The following is a 23409-nucleotide window of genomic DNA, read 5'->3' as shown; positions in this document are numbered from 1 at the left end:
GGGAGCGATGAGGTGGGGGTGCGGCGCAGCCGCGGCTTTCGCTCTCCGCATGTGTGAGCGGCGCTTCGCGCCTCCCCCCATCCCAGCCTTCCCCCGCAAGGGGGGAAGGGGCCAAAGCAGGGGCGTGCGAGGCCTGGCACCAACTTCCCACGAAACACGGACTGCTCCCTCCCCCTTGCGGGGGAGGGTCGGGGTGGGGGGTGCGGCGCAGCCGCGGCTTTCGCTCTCCGCATGTGTGAGCGGCGCTTCGCGCCTCCCCCCATCCCAGCCTTCCCCCGCAAGGGGGGAAGGGGCCAAAGCAGGGGCGTGCGAGGCCTGGCACCAACTTCCCACGCAACACGGACTGCTCCCTCCCCCTTGCGGGGGAGGGTCGGGGTGGGGGTGCGGCGCAGCCGCGGCTTTCGCTCTCCGCATGTGTGAGCGGCGCTTCGCGCCTCCCCCCATCCCAGCCTTCCCCCGCAAGGGGGGGGAAGGGGCCAGGAGCGGGGGTGCGCGGGGTCGGACACCGGCTCCCTGACGAGTGACCTGCTCCCCCCTCGCCGGAAGAACGGTCGCGCGCAGCGCCCGCTCAGGCGGCGTGGGCCGTCATCGGGGCGGCGAGTGCGGGGGCGGTGCGTCCGCCGGTGTCGGCATCGCCGGCGAGGCGAAACACCGCCACGGCGCCGGCCAGCTCCACGGCCTGCTCCTCCAGGCGGCGGGCGGCGGCGGAGGCTTCCTCGACGGCGGCGGCGTTGCGCTGGGTGACCTCGTCGAGCTGGGTCACGGTGCGGTCGACCTGCTCGATGCCGGCGCTCTGCTCGCCCGATGCCGCGCTGATGTCCGCCATGATCGCGGTCACCCGCTGCACCGCGGCGACGATCTCGCGCATGGTGGTGCCGGCGCGGTCGACCAGGCCGGCGCCGCTCTCGACCTGGCCGACCGACTCGGAGATCAGCGCCTTGATCTCGCGCGCCGCGTCGCCCGAACGCTGGGCCAGGCTGCGCACCTCGGCAGCGACGACCGCGAAGCCGCGGCCCTGCTCGCCGGCGCGCGCGGCTTCCACCGCCGCGTTGAGCGCCAGGATGTTGGTCTGGAAGGCGATGCCGTCGATCACGCCGATGATGTCGGCGATCTTCTTCGACGACTCGCTGATCGCGCCCATCGACGCCACCACCTCGTCGACCACGCGGCCACCGTCGGCCGCGACCTCGCCGGCGCCCCGCGCCAGCGCGTCCGCGCGGCGCGCGTTCTCCGCGTTCTGCCGCACGGTGGCGGTGAGCTCCTGCATCGAGGCGGCGGTTTCCTCCAGCGAGGCGGCCTGTGCCTCGGTGCGCACGGCGAGGTCGGCGTTGCCGCTGGCGATGGTGCCGGATGCCGCGCGCATGGCGCCGGCCGCCTCCTGCACGTCGCCGACGATGCGTCCGAGCTGCTCGACGGTGCGTCGCGCGTCGGCATGGATGCGGCCGAACACGCCGGGATAGCTCCCCTCCATGCGCTGCGCCAGGTCGCCCTGCGCCAGTGCGGCCAGCACCCGCGAGATCCCGGCGAGGTTGGCGTCGGCGGTGGCCATCAGCCCGTTCATGTCCTCGACCATGGTCCTGAAGCCGAACTCGAAGCGGCCGGCATCGCCGCGGACCGCGAAGTCGCCCTGCCCCGCGGCGGCCGCGAGCCGCGCGACCTCCGCACCGATTGCCACCAGGTTGTCGCGCGCGGTGTCCATGGTGCGGGTGATGCGCGCCTTCTCGCCGGGCAGGCGGTCCATGGCCTCGGCGAAGTCGCCCACCGCGTAGCGCTCGATCAGCGCGACGGTGCGCATCTTCACCGCGATGTGCGCGGCGACCAGGTCGTTGACGTCCTGCGCCATGCGGCCGTAGACGCCCGGATGCGCGGAGGCGTCGATGCGGAAGCTGATCTCGCCGGCGTCGTGGCGCGCGGCGATCTCTTCCTGCGCGGCGGAGAACGCCACCAAACGGTCCTGCATGCGGCGCATCGCGCGCAGGAGCTGGCCGGTCTCGTCGCGGCGCACGGTGTCGATGCGGCTGTCGAGGTCGCCGTTGCCCACGCGCTCGGCGACGTCCAGCGCCTGGCGCAGGGGACGGGTCACGCTGCGGGTCATCCAGAAGGCCACGCCGGCACCGGCCACCAGCGCGAGCGCGGTCAGCGCCAGCATCAGCGTCGCGAACCCGTGCGCGGTAGCCATCGCCGCGGCGGCCTCGGCCTGGTTCTTGTCCTCCTCGAGATCGATGAAGGCGTTGATGCGCGCCAGCCATTCGACGAAGGCCGGGCGCGCCTGCTCCAGCAGCAGGACGCGGGCGGCCTCGGCCTCGCCCGCCTCCGCCAGCGCGCGCACCTCGGCGACCAGCGGCAGGGTGCGGGCCTCGACCGCCTTGATGCCGTCGAGGATCTCGCGCTCGCGCGCGTCCACGTTCGCGCCCCCGGCGAACAGCGCGTCCATCGGCGCGGCGGAGTCCGCGTAGGCGACGGCGAGCGCGTCGATGTCGGCGCCGGCCTGCGCGCGCGCCTGCGGGTCGCCGTGCAGGACCACGTCGCGCAGGGCGATGGCGCGGTCGTGCACGCTGCCACGGAAGTTGATCGCGTAACGCTGCTTGACGCTGTTGACCGCGTTGATCGTCGCCAGCCCGGCATCGATCTGCGCGACCCGATGCACGCCCACGGCCGTCAGCACCACCAGCAGTGCGATCACCGCGCCGAAGGCCAGCGCCAGACGCTGCCCGATCCTCAGATCACCCACACGCATGAAGCTCTCCACCTGTCGAGGACGCGCGCCGGAATCGGCGCGGGGACGTCGGGTGACGTCCGAGCTTCTTTAGCGGCGGCTATCGCTCCATCTATACGCTCAATGGCGCGCCGGATCGTCCCACCCGTATATGCATGAATTCACAGCCCCTGCACAGCGTGCCGTGAACGAGACGGATCAGCGGGTGGCGGCGGTGATCTGGCTCATCTGCTCCGACACCAGCGCAACGATGCGCGCCGGTCCGCTGCTGGGCGGCGCATCGGCGAGCCGGAACGCCGCCACCGCCTCCGCCAGCTCGCCGGCCTGCTCTTCCATGCTGCGTGCCGCGGCGGAGGCTTCCTCGACCAGGGCGGCATTCTGCTGGGTCACGGTGTCGAGCTGGTTCACGGTGCGGTTGACCTGCTCGATGCCCGCGCTCTGCTCGGCGCTGGCCGAGGTGATCTCGCCCATGATGTCGGTCACCCGCTTCACCGAGGCCACGATCTCGCCCATCGTGCTGCCGGCACGGGTGACGAGTTCCGATCCGAGCTCGACCTGCTCCACCGAGCTCGAGATCAGCGTCTTGATCTCCTTGGCCGCGTCCGCCGAGCGGCCGGCGAGGCTGCGTACTTCCGACGCCACCACGGCGAAGCCACGGCCCTGCTCGCCGGCGCGCGCGGCTTCCACCGCCGCATTCAACGCAAGGATGTTGGTCTGGAAGGCGATGCCGTCGATCACGCCGATGATGTCGGCGATCTTCTTCGACGATGCGCTGATCGCGCCCATCGTGGTGACCACCTCGTCCACCACCCGGCCGCCGCGGACCGCGACCTCGCCGGCGCCTGCCGCCAGCTGGTTGGCCTGGCGCGCGCTCTCCGCGTTCTGGCGCACGGTGGACGTCAGCTCCTCCATGGACGACGCGGTCTCCTCGAGCGACGCGGCCTGCTGTTCGGTGCGTGCGGAGAGGTCCTGGTTGCCGGCGACGATCTCGCCCGAGGCGGTGTGGATGCTGCCCGCGCTGGTCTGGATGCTGCGCACGATCTCGGCCAGGCGGTCGACGGTGCGGTTGGCGTCGTCGCGCATCCGCCCGAAGACGCCCTCGTACTCGCCGTCGATGCGTCGGGTGAGGTCGGCATCGGCCAGCGCGCGCAGCACGCCGGCGAGCACGCCGAGATTGGCTTCGACCGTGTCAGACAGGCGGTTGACGCCCTCGGCCAGCGGCCGCAGTACGCCGTCGATGCCAGCGACATCGATGCGCCGCGAGAAGTCGCCGGCATTCGCGGCCTCGAGCACGCGGCCGAGCTCGGCTTCGGCCTGGGCCTGCCCGGTGACGTCGAGCCACTGCGCGATGGTGCCGAGCTGGCGGCCGTCGGCGTCGAGGATGGGGCTGTAGACGAAGTCGATCTGCCGGCCGAAGAACGGCGCACGCATCTTCGTCGTCTCCTTGAGCGCACGCATGCGCTCGACCGCGGCCTGCGCGTCCGGATAGATGTCGCCGATGCTGCCGCCGACGAAGTCCGCGGCGCGGAAGCCGGGTCGGAACTGGCGTACCTCCGGCTCGATGCGCTCGACCATGCGCAGCAGCGCGCGGTTGGCGAAGACCACCCGCCCGTCCGGATCGGCGATGCGCACCATGGTGTCGAGGTCGTCCAGCGCCTTCGCGATGAAGGCGTTCTCGCGCAGCACGCGCTCGATCTCGCCGATCTGTTCGCCGAGCCGGTCCTGCATGGTGGCGAGGCTCGCCAGCAGCTGCCGCGTCTCGCGACTGCCGCGCGGGCGGATGGCATTGTCGAGGCGTCCCTCGTCGATGGCGCCGGCGATGCCGACCGCATCGTCCAGCGGCCGGGTGATGGCGCGCGCGGTCAGCCAGAACACGACGCCGAGCACCACCGCGGCGACCAGCAGGATCAGGCCCAGGCGCAGGGCCAGCGCCCGGAACGCGGCCTGCACGTCGTCGATGTAGACGCCGGAGCCGATCACCCAGCCCCAGGCGTCCACGCCGCGGACGTAGGAGACCTTCTCGACCGGCGTGTCCGAGCCCGGCTTCGGCCAGAGGTAGTCGACCGTGCCCGCGCCGTGCGCACGCACCGTCTCGGCGAACACCACGAACAGGCGCTTGCCGTTGGGATCGGCGTTGCTGCTGAGGTCGGTGCCGTCGAGCTCGGGCTTGATCGGATGCATCAGCATGCGCGGATGCATGTCGTTGACCCAGAAGTACTCGTTGCCGCCGTAGCGCAGTGCACGGACCGCGGCCAGCGCCTGCGCCTGGGCTTCCTCGCGCGGCAGGGTGCCCGCCTCGGCGAGATCGACGTAGTGCTGGACGACGCCGTGGGCGATGTCGACGGTCGCCTGCACCGCACGTTGGCGCTCGCCCATCAGCGCGCGGTACTGCGCGTCCAGCGCAAAGCCGCAGATGGCGACCAGCGCCAGTACGCAGAGGCCGCCGAGGAGCTGGAAGCGCGCGCGCACGCCAGCCCCGCCGAAGCGGGCGAGGAGGGATTCGGGAACGGAGAGCCTGGTCATGAGTGCGATGCCGGGAGCCGATCGGGGAGATGCCTGCACGGCGCGCCCGCGATGGGTACGGGCAGACCGTCCCTCGACTTATCGGATCCGGATCACGGCGTCTTTACATCGCGACGACATGCGGTATGCGGAACCGTGACAGGCGTCGGATGTGCGTTTGCACAAGCGCGACGCGGGCTCCGCGATCTGCTCTCTCCCCCTCGTGCGGGAGTTCGGGTGTGGCGCGCGGCAAAGCCGCGTGCGTGCTGGTTCGGTGCGCCTGCGAGCGCTTCGCGCCTCCCCCCATCCCAACCTTCCCCCGCAAGGGGGGAAGGGGCTTAGGCAGGGCGCGTGGCGTGCGGGCCGGCTCCTCACGAAGCGCACCCGGCTCCCTTCCCCTCCCGGGGAGGGTTGGGGAGAGGGGTGCGGCGCAGCCGCGTGCGTGCTGGTTCGGTGCGCCTGCGAGCGCTTCGCGCCTCCCCCCATCCCAACCTTCCCCCGCAAGGGGGGAAGGGGCTTAGGCAGGGCGCGTGGCGTGCGGGCCAGCTCCTCACGAAGCGCACCCGGCTCCCTCCCCCCTCGCGGGGGAGGGTTGGGGAGAGGGGCGCGGCGCAGCCGCGCGCTTGCTGGTTCGGCGCGCCGGCGAGCGCTTCGCGCCCCCCCCCCATCCCAGCCTTCCCCCCGCAAGGAGGAAGGAGCTGAAGGCAGGGGCGCATGGGGTGCAGGGTCGGCTCCACGAAGCGCACCCGGCTCCCTCCCCCCTCGCGGGGGAGGGTTGGGAGAGGGGCGCGGCGCAGCCGCGTGCTTGCTGGTTCGATGCGCCCGCGAGCGCTTCGCGCCTCCCCCCATCCCAACCTTCCCCCGCAAGGGGGGAAGGGGCTTAGGCAGGGCGCGTGGCGTGCGGGTCGGCTCCTCACGAAGCGCACCCGGCTCCCTCCCCCCTCGCGGGGGAGGGTTGGGGAGAGGGGGCGCGGCGCCAGCCGCGTGCTTGCTGGTCCGGGACACCCGCGAGCGCTTCGCGCCCCCCATCCCAGCCTTCCCCGCAAGGGGAAGGGCTTGAAGCAAAGGCGCGTCAGAACTCCTGCCAGTCGCCGTCGTCGGCCAGGACCGGTTCCGGCCTGCGCACGACCGGCCTGGCCGGTGCCGCGGGTGCCTTCGCGTTCGTTGCCGGCGCCGCCGTCTTCGGCACCGCCGCGTCGGCCGGCCTGGCGGGCTGCGCCGGCTTGATCGCCTTGGCGGAGTCCACCTTGCCCGCCTTTGCAGGCGCCGCCGTGCGCGGGGCCGCCGTGGCCGCCTGCTGCACGGCCTGCTCGACCCGGAACACCGCCACCGACGCCGCCAGCTCGCCGGCCTGCTCCTCCAGGCTGCGCGCGGCCGCCGAGGCTTCCTCGACCAGCGCCGCGTTCTGCTGCGTGGTCTCGTCGAGCTGGGTCACCGTGCGGTTGACCTGCTCGATGCCCGCGCTCTGCTCGGCGCTGGCCGCGGTGATCTCGCCCATGATGTCGGTGACGCGCTTCACCGAGCTCACGATCTCGGTCATGGTCGCGCCGGCCCGGTTCACCAGCTCCGAACCCAGCTCGACCTTCTCGCTGGAGTCGGCGATCAGCGCCTTGATCTCCTTGGCCGCGTCCGCCGAGCGGCCGGCAAGGCTGCGCACTTCCGATGCCACCACGGCGAAGCCGCGGCCCTGCTCGCCCGCACGCGCGGCTTCCACCGCGGCGTTGAGCGCCAGGATGTTGGTCTGGAAGGCGATGCCGTCGATCACGCCGATGATGTCGGCGATCTTCTTCGACGATTCGCTGATCGCGCCCATCGTGGTCACCACCTCCTCGACCACCCTGCCGCCGTTCACCGCCACCTCGCCCGCGCCCTGCGCGAGCTGGTTGGCCTGGCGGGCGTTCTCGGCGTTCTGGCGCACGGTGGAGGTGAGCTCCTCCATCGACGATGCCGTCTCTTCGAGCGAGGCGGCCTGCTCCTCGGTGCGGCCGGACAGGTCCTGGTTGCCCGAAGCGATCTCGCCGGAGGCGGTGTTGATCGAGTCGACCGAACCCTTGATGCCGCGCACGATGCCGGTGAGCTGCTCCGCCGTGCGGTTCGCATCGGCCGCGAGCCTGCCGAAGGCGCCCTGGTACGCGCGGTCCACGCGCCGGGTCAGGTCGCCCTCGGCGATCGCGGACATCACGCGGCCGACGTCGGTCAGGCCCGCGTCGGCCTCCTGCATCAGCGCGTTGAGCGCGGCGACCATGTCGCGGAACGCGTAGTCGTAGCGGCCCTCGTCGCCGCGCGCGCCGAAGTCGCCGCGGGCGGCGGCGCCGGCCAGGCGCTGGATCTCGTCGTTGATGGCGGCGAGGTTGCGCTTGGTGGTGCGCATGGCCTCGGTCAGCGCCGCCTTCTCGCCCGGCAGCTCCGGCATGTCCTCGCTGAGGTCGCCGACGGCGTAGCGCTGCGCCAGGTCGGCCACCTGGGTCTGCACCGCGATGTGGCCGGCGGCGAGGTCGTTGGCCTTCTCCGCCATCTCGGCGTAGGCGCCGGCGAACGCCGAAGCGTCGATCCGGTAGCTGATCTCGCCGGCCTCGTGGCGGTGCTGCAGTTCGACCTGCGCGGCGATCACCGCCTGCAGGCGCGCGCGCATCTGGCGCATGCTCTCCAGCAGGCGACCGACCTCGTCGCGGGACTCGCCTTCCAGGTCGACGTCCATGCGCCCGGCGGCGATCGACTCGGCGGCGGCGGTGGCCGCACGCACCGGACGTGCGATGAGACGCGCGATCACCCAGCACAGGCCCGCGATGATCGCGATCAGGGCGGCGCCGGCGACGGTGAGGACGCCGGTGAAGGCCAGTGCCTCGGCCTGCACGTCGTCGATGTACACGCCCATCGCGAGCGTCCACTGCCAGTCGTCGAGCAGCGCGCTGTAGGTGACCTTGGCGAAGTCGCCCTCGGCGCCCGGCTTGGAGGTGAGGTAGGTGGTGAACCCGCCACCGGCCTTCGCCGCCTCCTGCATCGCGGTGTACGGCTCGAAGCCGTTCGCATCGACCTCGCCGTGCATGTCCTGACCCTGCTTGCTCGGGTGCACGACCATGTGCAGGTCGGGCCCGAGCACGAAGAAGTAGTCGACGCCGTCGTTGGCGTGCATCTGCGCAAGTGCAATGCGCGCCTCGGCCTGGGCCTGCTCGCGGGTCAGCGCGCCGCTGGCGGCCTCCGCGGCGTAGTGGCGCAGCACGTTCATGCCCATGTCGACCTGGGTGCGCACGCGGTCCTGGCGGGCGTCCAACAGGTCCAGGTACTGCATGCGCGCCGCAATGACCGACAGCGTCACGACGCCGCAGGCCAGCAGTACGCACAGCACGACGAACTTGCGGTTGAGGGAGAGGTCGGCGAGGCGCCGACGCAGGTAGGTGACAGGATTCACGGACGGGCTCTCTGGCGCCGCGAAGGGGAGGCGGCTGCCGTCGTTATCGGCCTGCGCGGGAGGCGCTTGAGTCCATCTCCGAAAACCTGGACCGGCCGTCTCCTCGGCGGACGACGCGGCGCACCCGGTGCGGCCGCGTCGCATCCGGCGTCAGAACTCCTGCCAGTCGCCATCCTCGGCAGTGACGGCGACAAGCTTCTTCGGCGCGGTCGGCCTGGCCGCCGCCTGCGGCGCGGGCCGTTCGCTCACGCGAGCAGCGAGTGCCGCGGGTGCGGCCGCGGGCTTCTTCGCAGACGCCTTCTTCCCGAGCGCGGCCGACGCGGCCTTCGCGGCCGGCACGCCCGGCTCCAGCCGGAACACCGCGACCGCCGCGAACAGCTCGCCGGCCTGCTCTTCCATGCTGCGTGCCGCGGCGGAGGCCTCCTCGACCAGCGCCGCATTCTGCTGGGTCACCTCGTCGAGCTGGGTCACGGTGCGGTTGACCTGCTCGATGCCGGCGCTCTGCTCGGCGCTGGCCGCGGTGATCTCGCCCATGATGTCGGTGACCCGCTTCACCGAGCTGACGATCTCGGTCATCGTCGCCCCAGCGCGATTCACCAGCTCCGAACCCAGCTCCACCTTCTCGCTGGAGTCGGCGATCAGGGCCTTGATCTCCTTGGCCGCATCCGCGGAGCGCTGCGCGAGGCTGCGCACCTCGGACGCGACGACCGCGAAGCCGCGCCCCTGCTCGCCGGCGCGCGCGGCTTCCACCGCCGCGTTGAGCGCCAGGATGTTGGTCTGGAAGGCGATCCCGTCGATCACGCCGATGATGTCGGCGATCCGCCTCGAGGACTCGGTGATCGCGCCCATGGTGCTCACCACGTCCTCGACCACCTTGCCGCCGTCCACCGCCACCTCGCCCGCGCCCTGCGCGAGCTGGTTGGCCTGGCGTGCGTTCTCGGCGTTCTGCCTGACCGTCGAGGTCAGTTCCTCCATCGACGACGCCGTCTCCTCCAGCGACGCGGCCTGCTGCTCGGTGCGGGCGGAGAGATCCTGGTTGCCCGCGGCGATCTCGCCGGAGGCGGTGTTGATCGACTCCACCGAGCCCTTGATGCCGCGCACGATGTCGGTCAGCTGGTCCGCGGTGCGGTTGGCGTCGGCGGCGAGGCGGCCGAAGGCGCCCTGGTAGCTGCGCTCGACGCGCCGGGTCAGGTCGCCCTCGGCGATCGCGCCCATCACCCGCCCGACGTCGGCGAGGCCGGCATCGGCCTCCTGCATCAGGCGGTTCAGCGCCGCCACCATCTCGCGGAACGCGAAGTCGTAGCGCGACTCGTCGCCGCGCGCGCCGAAGTCGCCCGCCGCCGCGGCATCCGCCAGCGTCCTGATCTGTGCGTTGACCGCAGAGAGGTTCTGCTTGGTCGCCTGCATCGCTTCGGTGATGGCGGCCTTCTCGCCGGGCAGGTCGCGCATGTCGTCGGACAGATCGCCGACTGCATAGCGCTGCGCCAGCGCAGCGAGTTCCTGCATGACCACGATGTGGGACTCCACCAGGGCGTTGGTGGTGCCGGCCATCTCGGCGTAGGCGCCGCGGAAGGCGCTCGCGTCGATGCGGTGGCTGATCTGCCCTGCATCATGGCGGGCGCCCATCTCGAGCTGCGCCTTCGAATACGACTGCAGCGTGACCTGCATGCGCTGCATGCTGGCCAGCAGCCGGCCGGTCTCGTCATTCGCACGCGCATCGATGACGCTGCTGAAGTCGCCTCCGGCGATGGCGTCCGCCACGCGCGTGGCCTCCGACAGCGGACGGGTCAGGCTGCGGGTGATCAGCCAGCCACAGGCGGCGGCCAGCAGCACCGCCACCGCCGTCAGCGCGAACAGGAGTGTCCGCGCCGCCTCGTAGCTGCCGCGCGCTTCGGCGTAGCCCGCCGCCGAGTCGGTCCGCTGCAGCGCGAGATTCTTCATCAGCGCCGCCTGCCAGCGCTCCATGGCGGGCGCGGCCTCCTCGATCAGGAGCTGCGTGGCCGTCACGGTGTCGCCCGCGAAAGCCAGCTCCAGCACGCGGTCGTTGAGCGGACGCGTGACCTCGCGCGCCGCCTTCATCTCGGCGCGGATGGGGGCGGCGGCGGCGCTGGGCGGATTCGCCTCCAGCTGCTCGCGCGCGGCGGTGTACTTCGCACGGGACGCCTCGAGCACCTTGCGCTGCGCGTCGAGTGCGGCGGCATCCTGAAGGAGCACCGCATTGCGCATGGCGAGGGCGATCGCGTTGTTGGCGTCGATCATCTCGTTGAGCAGCGCGGACTTGCGGATGTCGTCCTCGACGATGTTCTCGAGGTGGCTCTCGATGTTCTGCATGCCCGAGAAGGCGATGGCCGCCAGAACGGCGAGCAGGGCGACAAGCAGGGTGAAGGCGGCGCCGAGGCGCTGGCCGACGCGGAAGCGCTGGAGGAAGGCGGTCATGGGGCGGGTGTTTCCGGGGGCGGATATGGGGTGCGGGGCCGTCGGCCTTGGGCCCGCCCCGCACCACCGGTATCGGCCGCGCGGTGCGTCCGCTTGACCGTTGGAAGCCCGTTTTGCCACACCGGCTTCACAGAATGGACATCGGCGTCTGCCAGACGCCGATGCCGCACCTGGCGCGGCCGTTCAACTTCCTGCGCCGGCCTCAACTCCGCACGCGGGTCGCTGCCCGCCCTGCGCCCTGCGCCCGCCGCTCAGAAGAACAGCTGCGCGCGCAGGCCGAAGACCTCGGGATCGCTGACCACACCCTGGCGGTCGCTGTGGGCGAAGACGTAGTTGGCCTGGAACTTCAGGTTGCGGCCGACGTACCAGTTCGCGCCGACGGTCCAGTCGGACTGGCAGCCGCCGCGGGTGCCACCGTCGTCGAGGTCGAGTGCGCTGTAGCGCAGCAGCAGCTCGAGCGCCGAGGTCGCCGCCGGCACCACGTTGGTGGCGTAGCCGTTGTAGCCGCGCGACTCGCCGGTGACGACCCAGCTGCCGAACACGTACGCGCCGCGCCCGGTGACGTCGGCGAAGCCGTCGCCGCGCGCCGCGCGCACGTCGAGCACCTCGCCCTGCAGCGACCACGGCCCCTCGATCCACAGGCCTTCCAGGCCGACGCGGTGGATCGCCTCGGTGTGCTCGAGGCTGCCGGTGTCGACCAGGCGCACCAGGGTCAGCCCGGCCTCCGGCCGCGCGCGCATGCGGAAGCTGGCGCTGTCGGGCTCCTCGCGGCTGGCCGCGACGCCCAGGTGCAGGACGTCGCCGGCGGCGTTGCGCGGCACCCAGGCGGCGCGGAGCGCCGCGGTCTGGCCGGCGTTGTCGCCTTCGAGGTCGTTGCCGCCGAACCAGGCGACGCTCGCCAACGCGTGCGGACGCTGCAGCGACCATTCGGCGCCGACGCGGCGGCCGGCGTAGGCCACCTGCACCGGCAGGGCCGGCTCCAGGAACGGCGCGTTGCGCGAGGATCCCACGCTGTCGAAGCCCACCGGCGTCTTGAACTGGCCCAGCCGCAGCGCGCCGACGTCGCGCCCGAGGAACGCCTCCGACTGCAGGCGCAACGCCACGTCCATCCACACCTCGGCCTCGAAGTCGTACTGCAGGGTGAAGTCGTAGACGCCCTTCCTGCGCAGGACGAAGCCGGTCTCGCGGCGGCGGAAGTGCGAGTCGTTGCGGAAGCCGTCGGCCCTGCCGAACTCGCCGACGTGATGGAAGGCGTTGTGGTCGTACGCCCAGTTGGCGGTGAAGGCGAGTTCGCTGTCGCCGATCGGGGTGGCCGCGGTGATTGCGGGCCATTGAGCGTGGGCGGGCCCGGCGACGAGGCCGAGGGTGAGGACGAGGAGCTGGGAGCGCATGCGTGCGGATCCTGCGCCCCGGCGCAGGCCGGAGCGTGATGATGGGACGGGAGGCCTGTGGCGGGCGGCCGTGGGGCGGGGTGGGAAGTGCGGGATGCGTGGCGCCCGCGGACACGGCGCGCCGGGGTGTGCGGGCGCCGCCAGCAGGCGACGCCCGCGCGGAGGGGTCAGAACTCCTGCCAGTCGCCGTCGTCGCCGCCGACGGCGGCCAGGGCCGCGGCGCGTTCGGGCTTCTGCTTCGGCGTCGACATCGGCCTGGCCGCGGGTGCGGCGGCGCGCGGCGCCGGCATGCGCTGCCCGGCAGCGGCGACCGACGTCGACGACGCCGGCGTGGCGGCGGCCCGGGTCGCCGCGCGCTCGATGCGGAACACCGCCACCGCGGCGGCCAGCTCGCCGGCCTGCTCCTCGAGGCTGCGCGCGGCGGCCGAGGCCTCCTCGACCAGTGCGGCGTTCTGCTGGGTCGTCTCGTCGAGCTGGGTGACCACGTGGTTGACCTGCTCGATGCCGGCGCGCTGCTCGCTCGAGGCCGCGGCGATGTCGCCCATGATGTCGGTGACGCGCTTCACCGACGTCACGATCCCGCTCATCGTGCTGCCGGCGCGCGCGACCAGGTCGGAGCCGAGCTCGACCTGCTCCGTCGAGTCCGAGATCAGCGTCTTGATCTCCTTGGCCGCATCCGCCGAACGCCCGGCGAGGCTGCGCACTTCCGATGCCACCACGGCGAAGCCCCGCCCCTGCTCGCCGGCGCGCGCGGCTTCCACCGCCGCATTCAACGCAAGGATGTTGGTCTGGAAGGCGATGCCGTCGATCACGCCGATGATGTCGGCGATGCGTGCCGAGGAGGCGCTGATCGCGCCCATGGTCGTCACCACCTCGTCGACCACCTTGCCGCCGCTGGCCGCGACCTCGCCCGCGCCGCGCGCGAGCTGGTTGGCCTGCTGCGCGTTCTCGGCGTTCTGGCGGACGGTGGAGGTGAGCTCCTCCATCGACGACGCCGTCTCTTCCAGCGATGCGGCCTGCTGTTCGGTGCGGCCGGACAGGTCCTGGTTGCCGCTGGCGATCTCGCCGGCGGCGGTACTGATCGACGACACCGCGGACTGGATGCCGCGCACGATGTCGGTCAGGCGCTCGACGGTGCGGTTGGCGTCGGCGGCCAGGGTGCCGAATGCGCCCTGGTACTGCGCCTCGACGCGCTGGGTGAGGTCGCCGTCGGCGATCGCACCCATGATCCGGCCGACGTCGGACAGGCCGGCATCGGCCTCCTGCATCAGCGTGTTGAGCGCCACCACCATCTCGCGGAAGCCGTTCTCGTACCGCTCCGCCGCGCCGCGCGCGCCGAAGTCGCCGCGCGCCGCAGCCTGCGACAGCACCAGGATCTCGTCCTTGATGCCGACCAGCGCAACCTTGGCGCGGCGCATCGCCTCGGTGATGCGCGCCTTCTCGCCGGGCAGCTCCGGCATGTCGCGGCTGAAGTCGCCGCGGCCGTACTGCTCGATCAGGTCGACCAGCTGCATCTTGACCGCGAGGTGCGCGGCGACGAGGTCGTTGGTCTTGGCGGCCATTTCGGCGTAGGCGCCGCGGAAGGCGCCGGCGTCGATCCGGTAGCTGATCTCGCCCCGTTCGTGCCGGCGCTCGAGCTCCAGCTGCGCGGTTGCATAGGCCTGCAGCTGGGCCTGCATGCGCTACATGCTCTCCAGCAGGCGTCCGGTCTCGTCGCGCGAGGTCGCCTCGATGCGGCTGTCGAAGCGCCCTTCGGCGATCGCCCGCGACACCGCGGTGGCCTCGCCGAGCGCGACGCCGATCCGGCGCGAGATGAAGAAGCCCGCACCCAGCGCGATGCCGACCGCGGCCAGCGTCAGCACCACCAGCGCGTTGCGGCTCTGCACGAAGGCGGCCTCGGAGGCGGCGAGGTCTGCGTCGAGGTGTTCGCGGTCGGCGGCAGTGAGGGCGTCGATCGCGGCGAACGTCACGCGGCGCTGCGGCCGCGACTCGTCGCTGGAGATCGCCGCGGCGGCTTCGTAGTCGCCGGCGCGTGCTGCGTCGAGAAGGCGGGCGGACGCGGCGAGATAGCCATCGATCGCGCCGCGCATGGATTCGTAGCGCGTGCGGTCGGCATCCGGATCGAGATGGCTCGCATACTGCTCGCGCGCGCCCGCGATGGCGGTGTCCATCGCCGCGAACCTCGGCTCGTACTCGCCGAAATTCTGCGTCGACACCAGGGCCAGCTCGTAGGTACGCAGCTCGCCGAGGTAGCCGCGGATATCGCCCAGCGCCTGCACCTTGGGAATGTCCTCGCCGGCGATGGCGCCGATCTGACGGTGCGCGTCGTTGAGGCGCTGGAACGAGAACAGGCTCAGCACGAGGGTGAGCAGGGCCGCGAGCGAGACGCTCGCCAGCAGCTTGTAGGTGATCGGCAGATCGTTGAACCAGCGCATCGGTAGGTCCTGGAGTGGGCGTCTTCTGTTGGAAACATCCGTCGGCTAGGGTGCTGCCGAGCGGGTCGCGTCGTAGGTGGCGCGGACTGGCTGCTGCGCCCTTGCTCCCGATCACACTCCATGTGCGATTCGGTTATCGGCCCGGAGCGCGCCGGGATTGAGGCCGCGGCCGACGAACGGTCGGCGGGCGTTCGGCTTTGCTACGTGCGCGCACCGAAGCGCACCTGGCGCCCTCCCCCCGCGGGATGGGGTTGGGGAGAGGTGGCGCGGCGCCAGCCGCGTGCTCGCTGGTCCGGGGCACCCGCGAGCGCTTCGCGCACCCCCATCCCAGCCTTCCCCGCAAGGGGGAAGGCTTCAAGCAAAGGCGCGTCAGAACTCCTGCCAGTCGCCGTCGTCGGCCAGGACCGGTTCCGGCCTGCGCACGACCGGCCTGGCCGGTGCCGCGGGTGCCTTCGCGTTCGTTGCCGGCGCCGCCGTCTTCGGCACCGCCGCGTCGGCCGGCCTGGCGGGCTGCGCCGGCTTGATCGCCTTGGCGGAGTCCACCTTGCCCGCCTTTGCAGGCGCCGCCGTGCGCGGGGCCGCCGTGGCCGCCTGCTGCACGGCCTGCTCGACCCGGAACACCGCCACCGACGCCGCCAGCTCGCCGGCCTGCTCCTCCAGGCTGCGCGCGGCCGCCGAGGCTTCCTCGACCAGCGCCGCGTTCTGCTGCGTGGTCTCGTCGAGCTGGGTCACCGTGCGGTTGACCTGCTCGATGCCCGCGCTCTGCTCGGCGCTGGCCGCGGTGATCTCGCCCATGATGTCGGTGACGCGCTTCACCGAGCTCACGATCTCGGTCATGGTCGCGCCGGCCCGGTTCACCAGCTCCGAACCCAGCTCGACCTTCTCGCTGGAGTCGGCGATCAGCGCCTTGATCTCCTTGGCCGCGTCCGCCGAGCGGCCGGCGAGGCTGCGCACTTCCGACGCCACCACGGCGAAGCCGCGGCCCTGCTCGCCCGCACGCGCGGCTTCCACCGCGGCGTTGAGCGCCAGGATGTTGGTCTGGAAGGCGATGCCGTCGATCACGCCGATGATGTCGGCGATCTTCTTCGACGATTCGCTGATCGCGCCCATCGTGGTCACCACCTCCTCGACCACCCTGCCGCCGCTCACCGCCACCTCGCCCGCGCCCTGCGCAAGCTGGTTGGCCTGGCGCGCGTTCTCGGCATTCTGGCGCACGGTGGAGGTGAGCTCCTCCATCGACGATGCCGTCTCTTCGAGCGAGGCGGCCTGCTCCTCGGTGCGGCCGGACAGGTCCTGGTTGCCCGAAGCGATCTCGCCGGAGGCGTCGCGGATGGTGCCGGCGGTGACCTGGATGCCGCGCACGATCTCGGCCAGGTGCGCGGCGGTGCGGTTGGCGTCGTCGCGCATGCGGCCGAAGGTGCCGGGCAGTTCGCGGTCGATGCGGCGGGTGAGGTCGCCCTCGGCCATCGCGGCGAGCATGTCCTGCACCGCGCCGACGCCGTCGCGGGTGGTGTCGAGCACGCGGTTCATGCCCTCGGAGAGCTGCAGCAGGAAGCCCTGCTTGCCGGCGAGGTCGATGCGCGCGTCGAGGTCGCCGCGCTGCGCGGCGGCGACGATCCGCGCCACCTCGTCCTCGACCGCCACCTCGGCCGTGCGGTCGTTCCACTCGACCACGGTGCCCACGCGCTCGCCCTCGGGCGAGACGATCGGGTTGACCACCAGGGTCATGGTGCGGCCGCCGACGACGATGCGCGCGCTGTGGGTACCGGTGAGCTCCGCCAGCAGGCGCGCCTGGTGTTCGGGGCGGCGGTGGAAGTCGTCGATGCTGCCGCCGATGAGGCGCGAGGCGTCGAAGGCCGGCAGGTCGCGGCGCAGGTCGGACTCGGCGTTGCGCAGCAGCGCCTGCACCGAGGCGTTGGCGTAGACGATGCGGCGGTCGGCATCGGCGATCATCACGCTGCCGGTGACGTTGTCGAGCGCCTGGCGGATGCGCAGGTTGTCGCCGGCGACCGCGGCCTCGGCCTCGGCCTCGATCCGCTCGCGGATCGCGTCGATCATCCGCTGGATCGCGGCGTTGAGCCGGAGCATCTCGTTGCTGCCGGCGGCGGGCATGCGGGTGTCGAGGGCGCCGGCGGCCACGCGCTCGACGGCGCCGATGGCGCGGTCGAGCGGACGGCGCACCATGCGCTGGGCGAGCAGGTAGACCAGCGCGGCCAGCAGCAGCGTGGCGGCGACGGCGGCGACGGCGATGACGCGGGCGACGCTCTGGCCCGCGGCCAGGATCTCGCTCTCGTCCATGACCGCGGCCAGGCGCCAGCCCGAGCCGGCGGGGTCGGCGACCAGGGCACGCTGCGCATGCACTGCGCCGTCGCGCCCGACGCCGTCGACCGCGACGATGCCTCCGGCCTGCGGGTCGGCGGCGAGCAGCGCCGTGGCGGCCTCGCCCAGCGCGCTCGCCGGCTGCCCGCGGAGGCCCGGATGCACCTCGATCGCCGGCGCCGCGCCACGGGTGAGCGCAAGCAGGAAGCCGCTGTCGCCGATGCGCACGCCCGCCAGGCTCGCCTTCAGGGCTTCGAGGCTGGCGGCGTAGGGCGTGCCGACGAAGGCGATGCCGACCACTTCCCCGGCGGCGTCGCGCAGCGGCACGTAGCGGGTCATGTAGAGCGTGCCGAACAGCGTCGCGGTGCCGGTGTAGCCCTCGCCCGCGAGCATGCGTGCATAGGCCGGATGGGCGTGGTCGAGCACGGTGCCCGTCGCGCGCTCGCCGTCCTCGCGGCGCAGCGAGGTGGCCACGCGGCGGAAGTCCTCGCCCTCGCGCGCGAACACGGTGGCGATGCTCCCGGTGGATTCGGTGAAGCGGTCGACCAGCGCACCCTCGCCGTCCAGCGGCTCACCGCCGAAGGTCAGCACCGGCACCGGGTCGGCCCCGGCGTCCGCGGCGCCACGGCCGCGCACCGGGCGCGGCGCCTCGAGCGCGGCCTCGCCTTCCGGCAGGGCGGCGACGAAGGCCTGGCCGAGGCGCTCGGTGTCGGCGAGCAGGCTGTCGTGGAAGCGGGCCACGCTGGCGTCGGCCACCTCGAGTGCGCTGCGCAGCTGCGCCTGGGCCTTGTCGGCCGTGACGCCCTCCACGTGCCGCGCCACGCCGAAGGCGAGCGCGGCGAAGACGACGCAGATCGCCACGGCGATGGCGAGGGACTGCTTGGCGGAAATGGACCAGCGGGTGGACTGCAGCAGGGACATGGAAGCGCTCCGGCATGACGTCGCCATTCACATGGCGTCGACGTCGTTATCGGCACGGCGCCTGCGCACTGAACACCCGTTCGTCCTTCCGATGCGCGGGGCGGGCGGTGCGGGCCCGCGGGGCGGCATGAATCCGACGGCGCGCGACGGGATGCGGGTCGGTGCCGAAGCCCACCCGCAGGTCGCGGCTGAAGCCGCTCCTACACAGCATCTGCGGCCGGCACACCATCCGCGCGTCCGTAGGAGCGGCTTCAGCCGCGACCGGGTCGGGCGCAAGGGCGCAGATGTCGGGACCAACGGCTCGATCGCGAGCTCCGGCAGCGGCCGGTGCAGTCCCGGGTTACGGCGGGGAGCCCGATCCGGGAGCGGCTTCGAGCCCCGACGGTGCGCGACGGGACGCGGGTCGGCGCCGACACCCTCCCGCAGGTCGGGGCTGAAGCCGCTCCTGCAGCTCGGAGGCGCGGCGGCTCAGGCCGCCTGCAGGTGCGCCATGCCGCGGGCGATGTCGCCGACGTCGACGATCAGCGCCACCCGGCCGTCGCCGAGGATGGTGGCGCCGGAGACGCCCTGCACCTTGCGGTAGTTCGACTCGAGGTTCTTGACCACGATCTGCTGCTGGCCGAGCAGCGCGTCGACCTGCAGCGCGATGCGGCGGCCCTCGCTCTCGACCACGACCACCAGCGGCCGGCCCTCGCCCGGCGCCGGTGGCAGCCGGTACAGCGAGCGCATGTCGCGCATCGGGATGTAGTCGCCGCGCACGCGCAGCAGGCGGCCGTCGCCCTGCACCGCACGGATGTCGCCGGCCTGCGGCTGCAGCGATTCGATCACGTGGTTGAGCGGCAGCACGAAGGTCTCGCCGCCGACGGCCACGGTCATGCCGTCGAGGATGGCCAGCGTCAGCGGCAGCTTGACCAGGATGCGGGTGCCGCCGCCGGTCTTGCTCTCGATCGCCACCTCGCCGCCGAGCGACTGGATGTTCCTGCGCACCACGTCCATGCCGACGCCGCGGCCGGAGAGGTCGGTCACCGCCGCGGCGGTGCTGAAGCCGGGCTGGAAGATCATGTCCCAGACCTGCGCGTCGGTGGGGTTCTCCGGCAGCGCCAGGCCACGCTCGGTGGCCTTGGCGATGATGCGCTCGCGGTTCAGGCCGCGGCCGTCGTCGCCGACCTCGATCAGGATGTGGCCGCCCTGGTGCGAGGCGTCGAGGGTGAGCGTGCCGGTCTCGGACTTGCCGGCGGCGCGGCGGTCCTCCGGCGTCTCCAGGCCGTGATCGATCGCGTTGCGCACCAGGTGCACCAGCGGGTCGGCGATCTTCTCGATCATGCTCTTGTCGATCTCGGTCGACTCGCCCGTGGTCTGCAGGCGCACCTGCTTGCCGAGGCGGCCGGCGAGGTCGCGGACCAGGCGCGGGAAGCGCTGGAACACCGAGGACACCGGCAGCATGCGTACGCCGATGACGGCCTCCTGCAGGTCGCGGGTGTTGCGCTCGAGCTGGGCGAGGCCGGCCAGGAGCTTCTGCGCGGGGCCGGCCTCGAACTCGCCGCCGGCCTGCTGCAGCATCGCCTGGGTGATGACCAGCTCGCCGACCAGGTTGATGAGCGCATCGACCTTGGCGACGCTGACGCGGATGGTGGTGTCGGCCTGCGCGTCGCCGCCGCTGGCGGGCGACGCCGCGGCCGCGGCGTCGGCGGTCGGCTTGATCGGCACGACGGTGGCCGAGGCCTGCTCCGCCGGTTCGGCCTGCGCTTCGGCCACGGGCGCGGCCGGGGCTGCGGGCAGCAGCGGCTCGACGCTGAGCTCGCACTCGTCCTCGACCCAGGCGAAGGCGTCGTCGACGGCGGCGCGCGGGATCTCGCCGATCAGGCCGAGGTCCCAGGCGATGTGCGCGGCGAGTGGGTCGAGCGCGTCGAACTCCGGCAGTGCGGAGAGATCGGCGGTGGCACTGAAGCGGCCGAGGCCGTCGAGCTCGCGGAAGATGCGCAGCGGGTCGTTGCCGCCCATGAACAGGCCGGGCTGCGGCTTGAAGCCGATGCGCCAGCCCTCGGGTCTGGCCTCGGCCTGCGCCGCGGGCGCGGCGGCGGGCGCGGCGGCCTGGACCGGCGCGGCGCTGCCGTCGAGCACGGCCCTGAGCTGGGCGCTGATCGCGCCGACCGCAGCCGCATCCTCGGCGCCGCCGCTCTCCACCGCGCCGAGCAGGCCGCGCAGCACGTCGACCGAGTTCAGCATCGCATCGCTGGCGGCGGCGGTCAGCGCACGGCGGCCGTCGCGGATCTCGTCGAGCAGGGTCTCGAGCAGGTGCGTCAGCGACGCCAGCGTCTGCAGGCCGAAGGTGCCGGCGCCGCCCTTGATCGAGTGCGCGGCGCGGAACACCGCATGGATCGTGTCGGGCTGGCCCTGGCCGGATTCCAGCGCGAGCAGGCCGGCTTCCATGATGTCGAGGCCCTCGCGACTCTCCTCGAGGAAGACGGCCTGGAAGCGCTGCATGTCCATGTTCATGGCGATCGATGCGTAGTGGCGGGAGCGGGGTGCGGCGGTGTGGCGGCGTGGCGGAGCGCGTCTAGCTCAGGACCTTGCGGACCGTGGCGACGAGCTGCTCGGGGTTGAACGGCTTGACCAGCCAGCCGGTCGCGCCGGCCGCCTTGCCCTCGGCCTTCTTGTCGGTGCCGGACTCGGTGGTGAGCATCAGCAGCGGGGTGAACTTGTAGTCCGGCAGCTGGCGCAGCTCGCGGATCAGCGAGATGCCGTCCATATTCGGCATGTTCACGTCGGTCACGACGGCGGAGAAACGCTGGCCCTTGGCGCGATCGAGGGCGGCCACGCCGTCCTCGGCCTCGGTGACGTCGAAGCCCTGGCTGCTCAGGGCGAACGCCACCATCTGCCGCATCGAGGTCGAGTCGTCGACGACGAGGATCTTGGAACTCATTTGGACTGCTCCGGGATGGAAGTTGTTTCGGATGACGCCACGGTGTCGAGGCCCAGGTGGACGTCGAGGCCGAGCAGGCGCGCGGCCTCCCGCAGCGGCGGGGCGCAGGCCTCGAAGTCGGTGCGCAGGCCGGCCTTGCGGCGGTCGCGCACGAACGCACTCAGCAACTGCAGCGAGGCAGTGTGCACGCGCTCGACGTTTTCCGCCGCCAGCACCACCCCGCATTCGCTGGCCAGGTGCGCCGACAGGCGCGCCTTCAGTTCGGCGGCGGCCTCGATGCCGAGGTCGGCACCCAGATCTACTGCGGTCATCTCGGTGACTCTAGGAAGGACTCTGGGACGTGTATCGGCCGCCGTCGCCCGGGCTTGAGGACGGCGACGGCGGCCGGGCGTGATGCACGCCGCGTTTCGCTCAGGCGGCGAGCAGGTGCCCGGCGTCGAGCAGCACGACCGGTCCGCACTGGACCCGGGCGATGCCGAGGAAGGCGCCGGCGGCGCGGCTGGTGCCGACGATCGCGTGCGGCTCGACCATGGCCGCGGTGAGCGTGGCGACATCGGTCACGCCCTGCACCAGCAGGCCGAGGGTCTCGCCGCGCTCTTCGAGCACGACCACGCGGCTGGCCTCGTCCGGCACGCAGGACTGGCCGTAGAGCAGCGCGCCCAGGTCCAGCACCGGCACGATCTGGCCGCGCAGGTTCATCACGCCGAGCATGCCGGTGGAGGCGCCGCGCAGCGGCTGGATCGCCGGGATGCGCAGGACCTCCTGGACCTTGAGCAGTTCCAGCGCATGCGCCTGGCCGGCGATGCGCAGGTACAGCCAGCGGCTGCCCTGCGCCGACACCGGCGCCTTGCTGCCGTGTTCGGCACGGGTCAGCGGCGTCGAGGCGGCCGCGCGCAGCGGCGTCGGGGCCGGGACCGCTCGCACCTTCGGCAGGTTCAGCGCGGCCTCGAACGCGGCCTCCAGGTCGTCGGAATCGCCCGGTGCCTGGGGCGCGGGCGGCTTGCCGGCCTGCGGCAGGTTCAGCGCCGCCTCGAACGCGGCCTCCAGGTCGTCGGAATCGCCCGGCGCCGGCGGCGCCGGCGGGGCGTCGGCCTGCGGCAGGTTCAGCGCCGCCTCGAACGCGGCCTCCAGGTCGTCGGAATCGCCCGGGGCCGGCGGCGCCGGCGGAGCGTCGGCCTGCGGCAGGTTCAGCGCCGCCTCGAATGCCGCCTCCAGATCGTCGGAATCGCCCGGGGCCGGCGGCGCCGGCGGAGCGTCGGCCTGCGGCAGGTTCAGCGCCGCCTCGAATGCCGCCTCCAGGTCGTCGGAATCGCCCGGCGCCGGCGGAGCGTCGTCCGCCCCGGCTGCGTCGAGCACCGCGTCCAGCGCGGCCTCGCGCTCGGCGTCGCCGGCGACCGGCGGCGCCGGGACCGGCGCGCGCGTCTCGTCGCCCTCGCCCAGCGCGATCGCATCGGCCAGCGCCGACTGCAGGCCCTCGGCCGGCGGCGCGGCATCGTTGGTCGCCTCGGGCACGGCCGGGTCGGGGCCGAGCAGGAGGTCCATGTAGTCGTCGAGCATGGGGTCGACGGGGGAAGTCGTGGGAGTCATCAGGCCACCTGGTCGCGCTGGGCCGTCTCGCCCTCGAGGAGCCAGTCCAGAAGATCGTCGTAGGCGCGCAGGCCGCGCCCGCGACGGAGGTCGGGATCGAGGAAGCCCGCGGCGTCGCGCAGGCGGGTGTCGAGCGGGATCTCGTCCGGCCACACGTGCGCACCGTGACGCTCGCGCATCACCACCAGGGTGTCCTGGGCGGCGCGGGTGCGGCGGTCGTGCAGGGTCGGCACCACCGCGGTCGGCAGGGCGCGGCTGCGCGAGCGTTCGATCATGTCGGCGGTGCGCAGCATGCCCTCGAGGCCGTGCAGGGCCAGCGGGTCGGTCTGGGTCGGCACGATCAGGCGGTCGGCCGCGGCCAGCGCGTTGACCATCAGCAGGCCGAGGGTCGGCGGGCAGTCGAGCAGGACCACGTCGTAGCCGGAGAGTTCGGCCAGCGCGCGCGACAGCGCACGGCCGAGGCCGGGCTGGGTGGCGCCGCGGCGCTCGAGCGTGGCCAGGGCGGGCTGCGCGGCGACCAGATCGAGGCCGTCGAGCGGCGTGCTGCGCGCGACCTCGGCGATGGCACGCGGCTGCTCGGCGAACAGGTCGAGGGCGCCGGTGGGCGCGGGGTCGACCGGCACGCCGTGGGCGCGGGTCAGGGAGCCGTGCGGGTCGAGGTCGATCTGCAGCACGCGGCGGCCGCCGCGGACCAGCAGGTGGCCGAGCGCGAGCGTGGTCGTGGTCTTGCCCACGCCGCCCTTCTGGTTGGCGATGGTCCAGGTCTGCAT

General features: G+C 72.7%; 13 protein-coding genes and 1 pseudogene. All 14 read right to left on the bottom strand.

Annotation, left to right across the window (positions count from 1 at the left end; all coding sequences use genetic code 11):
• Positions 1-568: 568 nt before the first annotated feature.
• Positions 569-2737 carry a methyl-accepting chemotaxis protein gene (locus KB893_RS08930; RefSeq protein ID WP_213173621.1) on the bottom strand — a complete coding sequence of 723 codons (2169 nt, stop codon included), beginning with the start codon at positions 2735-2737 and terminating at the stop codon, positions 569-571.
• Positions 2738-2914: 177 nt separating this feature from the next.
• Positions 2915-4693, bottom strand: coding sequence for a methyl-accepting chemotaxis protein (locus tag KB893_RS08925; RefSeq protein ID WP_425491154.1), 1779 nt, complete (start codon positions 4691-4693; stop codon positions 2915-2917).
• A gap of 12 nt (positions 4694-4705) precedes the next feature.
• Positions 4706-5092, bottom strand: a pseudogene (locus KB893_RS18800) (cache domain-containing protein); the annotation flags it as partial.
• Between the two features lie 1198 nt (positions 5093-6290).
• On the bottom strand, positions 6291-8609 hold the full coding sequence (locus KB893_RS08920) for a methyl-accepting chemotaxis protein (protein ID WP_246505553.1): 2319 nt from the start codon (positions 8607-8609) through the stop codon (positions 6291-6293).
• 168 nt (positions 8610-8777) lie between these two features.
• Positions 8778-11063 carry a methyl-accepting chemotaxis protein gene (locus KB893_RS08915; RefSeq protein ID WP_211927788.1) on the bottom strand — a complete coding sequence of 762 codons (2286 nt, stop codon included), beginning with the start codon at positions 11061-11063 and terminating at the stop codon, positions 8778-8780.
• Positions 11064-11314: 251 nt separating this feature from the next.
• Complete coding sequence (locus tag KB893_RS08910; protein WP_211927789.1) at positions 11315-12454, bottom strand: OprO/OprP family phosphate-selective porin; 1140 nt, start codon at positions 12452-12454, stop codon at positions 11315-11317.
• A 167-nt stretch (positions 12455-12621) separates the two neighbouring features.
• Positions 12622-14133 carry a methyl-accepting chemotaxis protein gene (locus tag KB893_RS08905; protein ID WP_213173619.1) on the bottom strand — a complete coding sequence of 504 codons (1512 nt, stop codon included), beginning with the start codon at positions 14131-14133 and terminating at the stop codon, positions 12622-12624.
• 3 nt (positions 14134-14136) lie between these two features.
• Positions 14137-14889 carry an MCP four helix bundle domain-containing protein gene (locus tag KB893_RS08900; RefSeq protein WP_211928259.1) on the bottom strand — a complete coding sequence of 251 codons (753 nt, stop codon included), beginning with the start codon at positions 14887-14889 and terminating at the stop codon, positions 14137-14139.
• Between the two features lie 369 nt (positions 14890-15258).
• Entirely contained in the window at positions 15259-18129 is a 2871-nt protein-coding gene (locus KB893_RS18610; RefSeq protein WP_213173618.1) for a methyl-accepting chemotaxis protein, read from the bottom strand.
• A gap of 468 nt (positions 18130-18597) precedes the next feature.
• On the bottom strand, positions 18598-20625 hold the full coding sequence (locus KB893_RS08890; RefSeq protein ID WP_211926402.1) for a chemotaxis protein CheA: 2028 nt from the start codon (positions 20623-20625) through the stop codon (positions 18598-18600).
• A gap of 61 nt (positions 20626-20686) precedes the next feature.
• Complete coding sequence (locus tag KB893_RS08885; RefSeq protein WP_211926403.1) at positions 20687-21052, bottom strand: response regulator; 366 nt, start codon at positions 21050-21052, stop codon at positions 20687-20689.
• Positions 21049-21363, bottom strand: coding sequence for an STAS domain-containing protein (locus KB893_RS08880; RefSeq protein ID WP_211926404.1), 315 nt, complete (start codon positions 21361-21363; stop codon positions 21049-21051). Before KB893_RS08880 ends, KB893_RS08885 begins: the two co-directional genes overlap by 4 nt.
• A gap of 100 nt (positions 21364-21463) precedes the next feature.
• Entirely contained in the window at positions 21464-22639 is a 1176-nt protein-coding gene (locus tag KB893_RS08875; RefSeq protein WP_211926405.1) for a chemotaxis protein CheW, read from the bottom strand.
• A complete protein-coding gene (locus KB893_RS08870) occupies positions 22639-23409 on the bottom strand; it encodes a ParA family protein (protein ID WP_211926406.1) in 771 nt (256 codons plus the stop codon). Before KB893_RS08870 ends, KB893_RS08875 begins: the two co-directional genes overlap by 1 nt.

This window comes from Coralloluteibacterium stylophorae (assembly GCF_018122625.2).
In the GTDB taxonomy this organism is placed as follows: domain Bacteria; phylum Pseudomonadota; class Gammaproteobacteria; order Xanthomonadales; family Xanthomonadaceae; genus Coralloluteibacterium; species Coralloluteibacterium stylophorae.
Note: the sequence above shows the minus strand (reverse complement) of the source record. Positions and strands in the feature narration are given on the sequence as shown.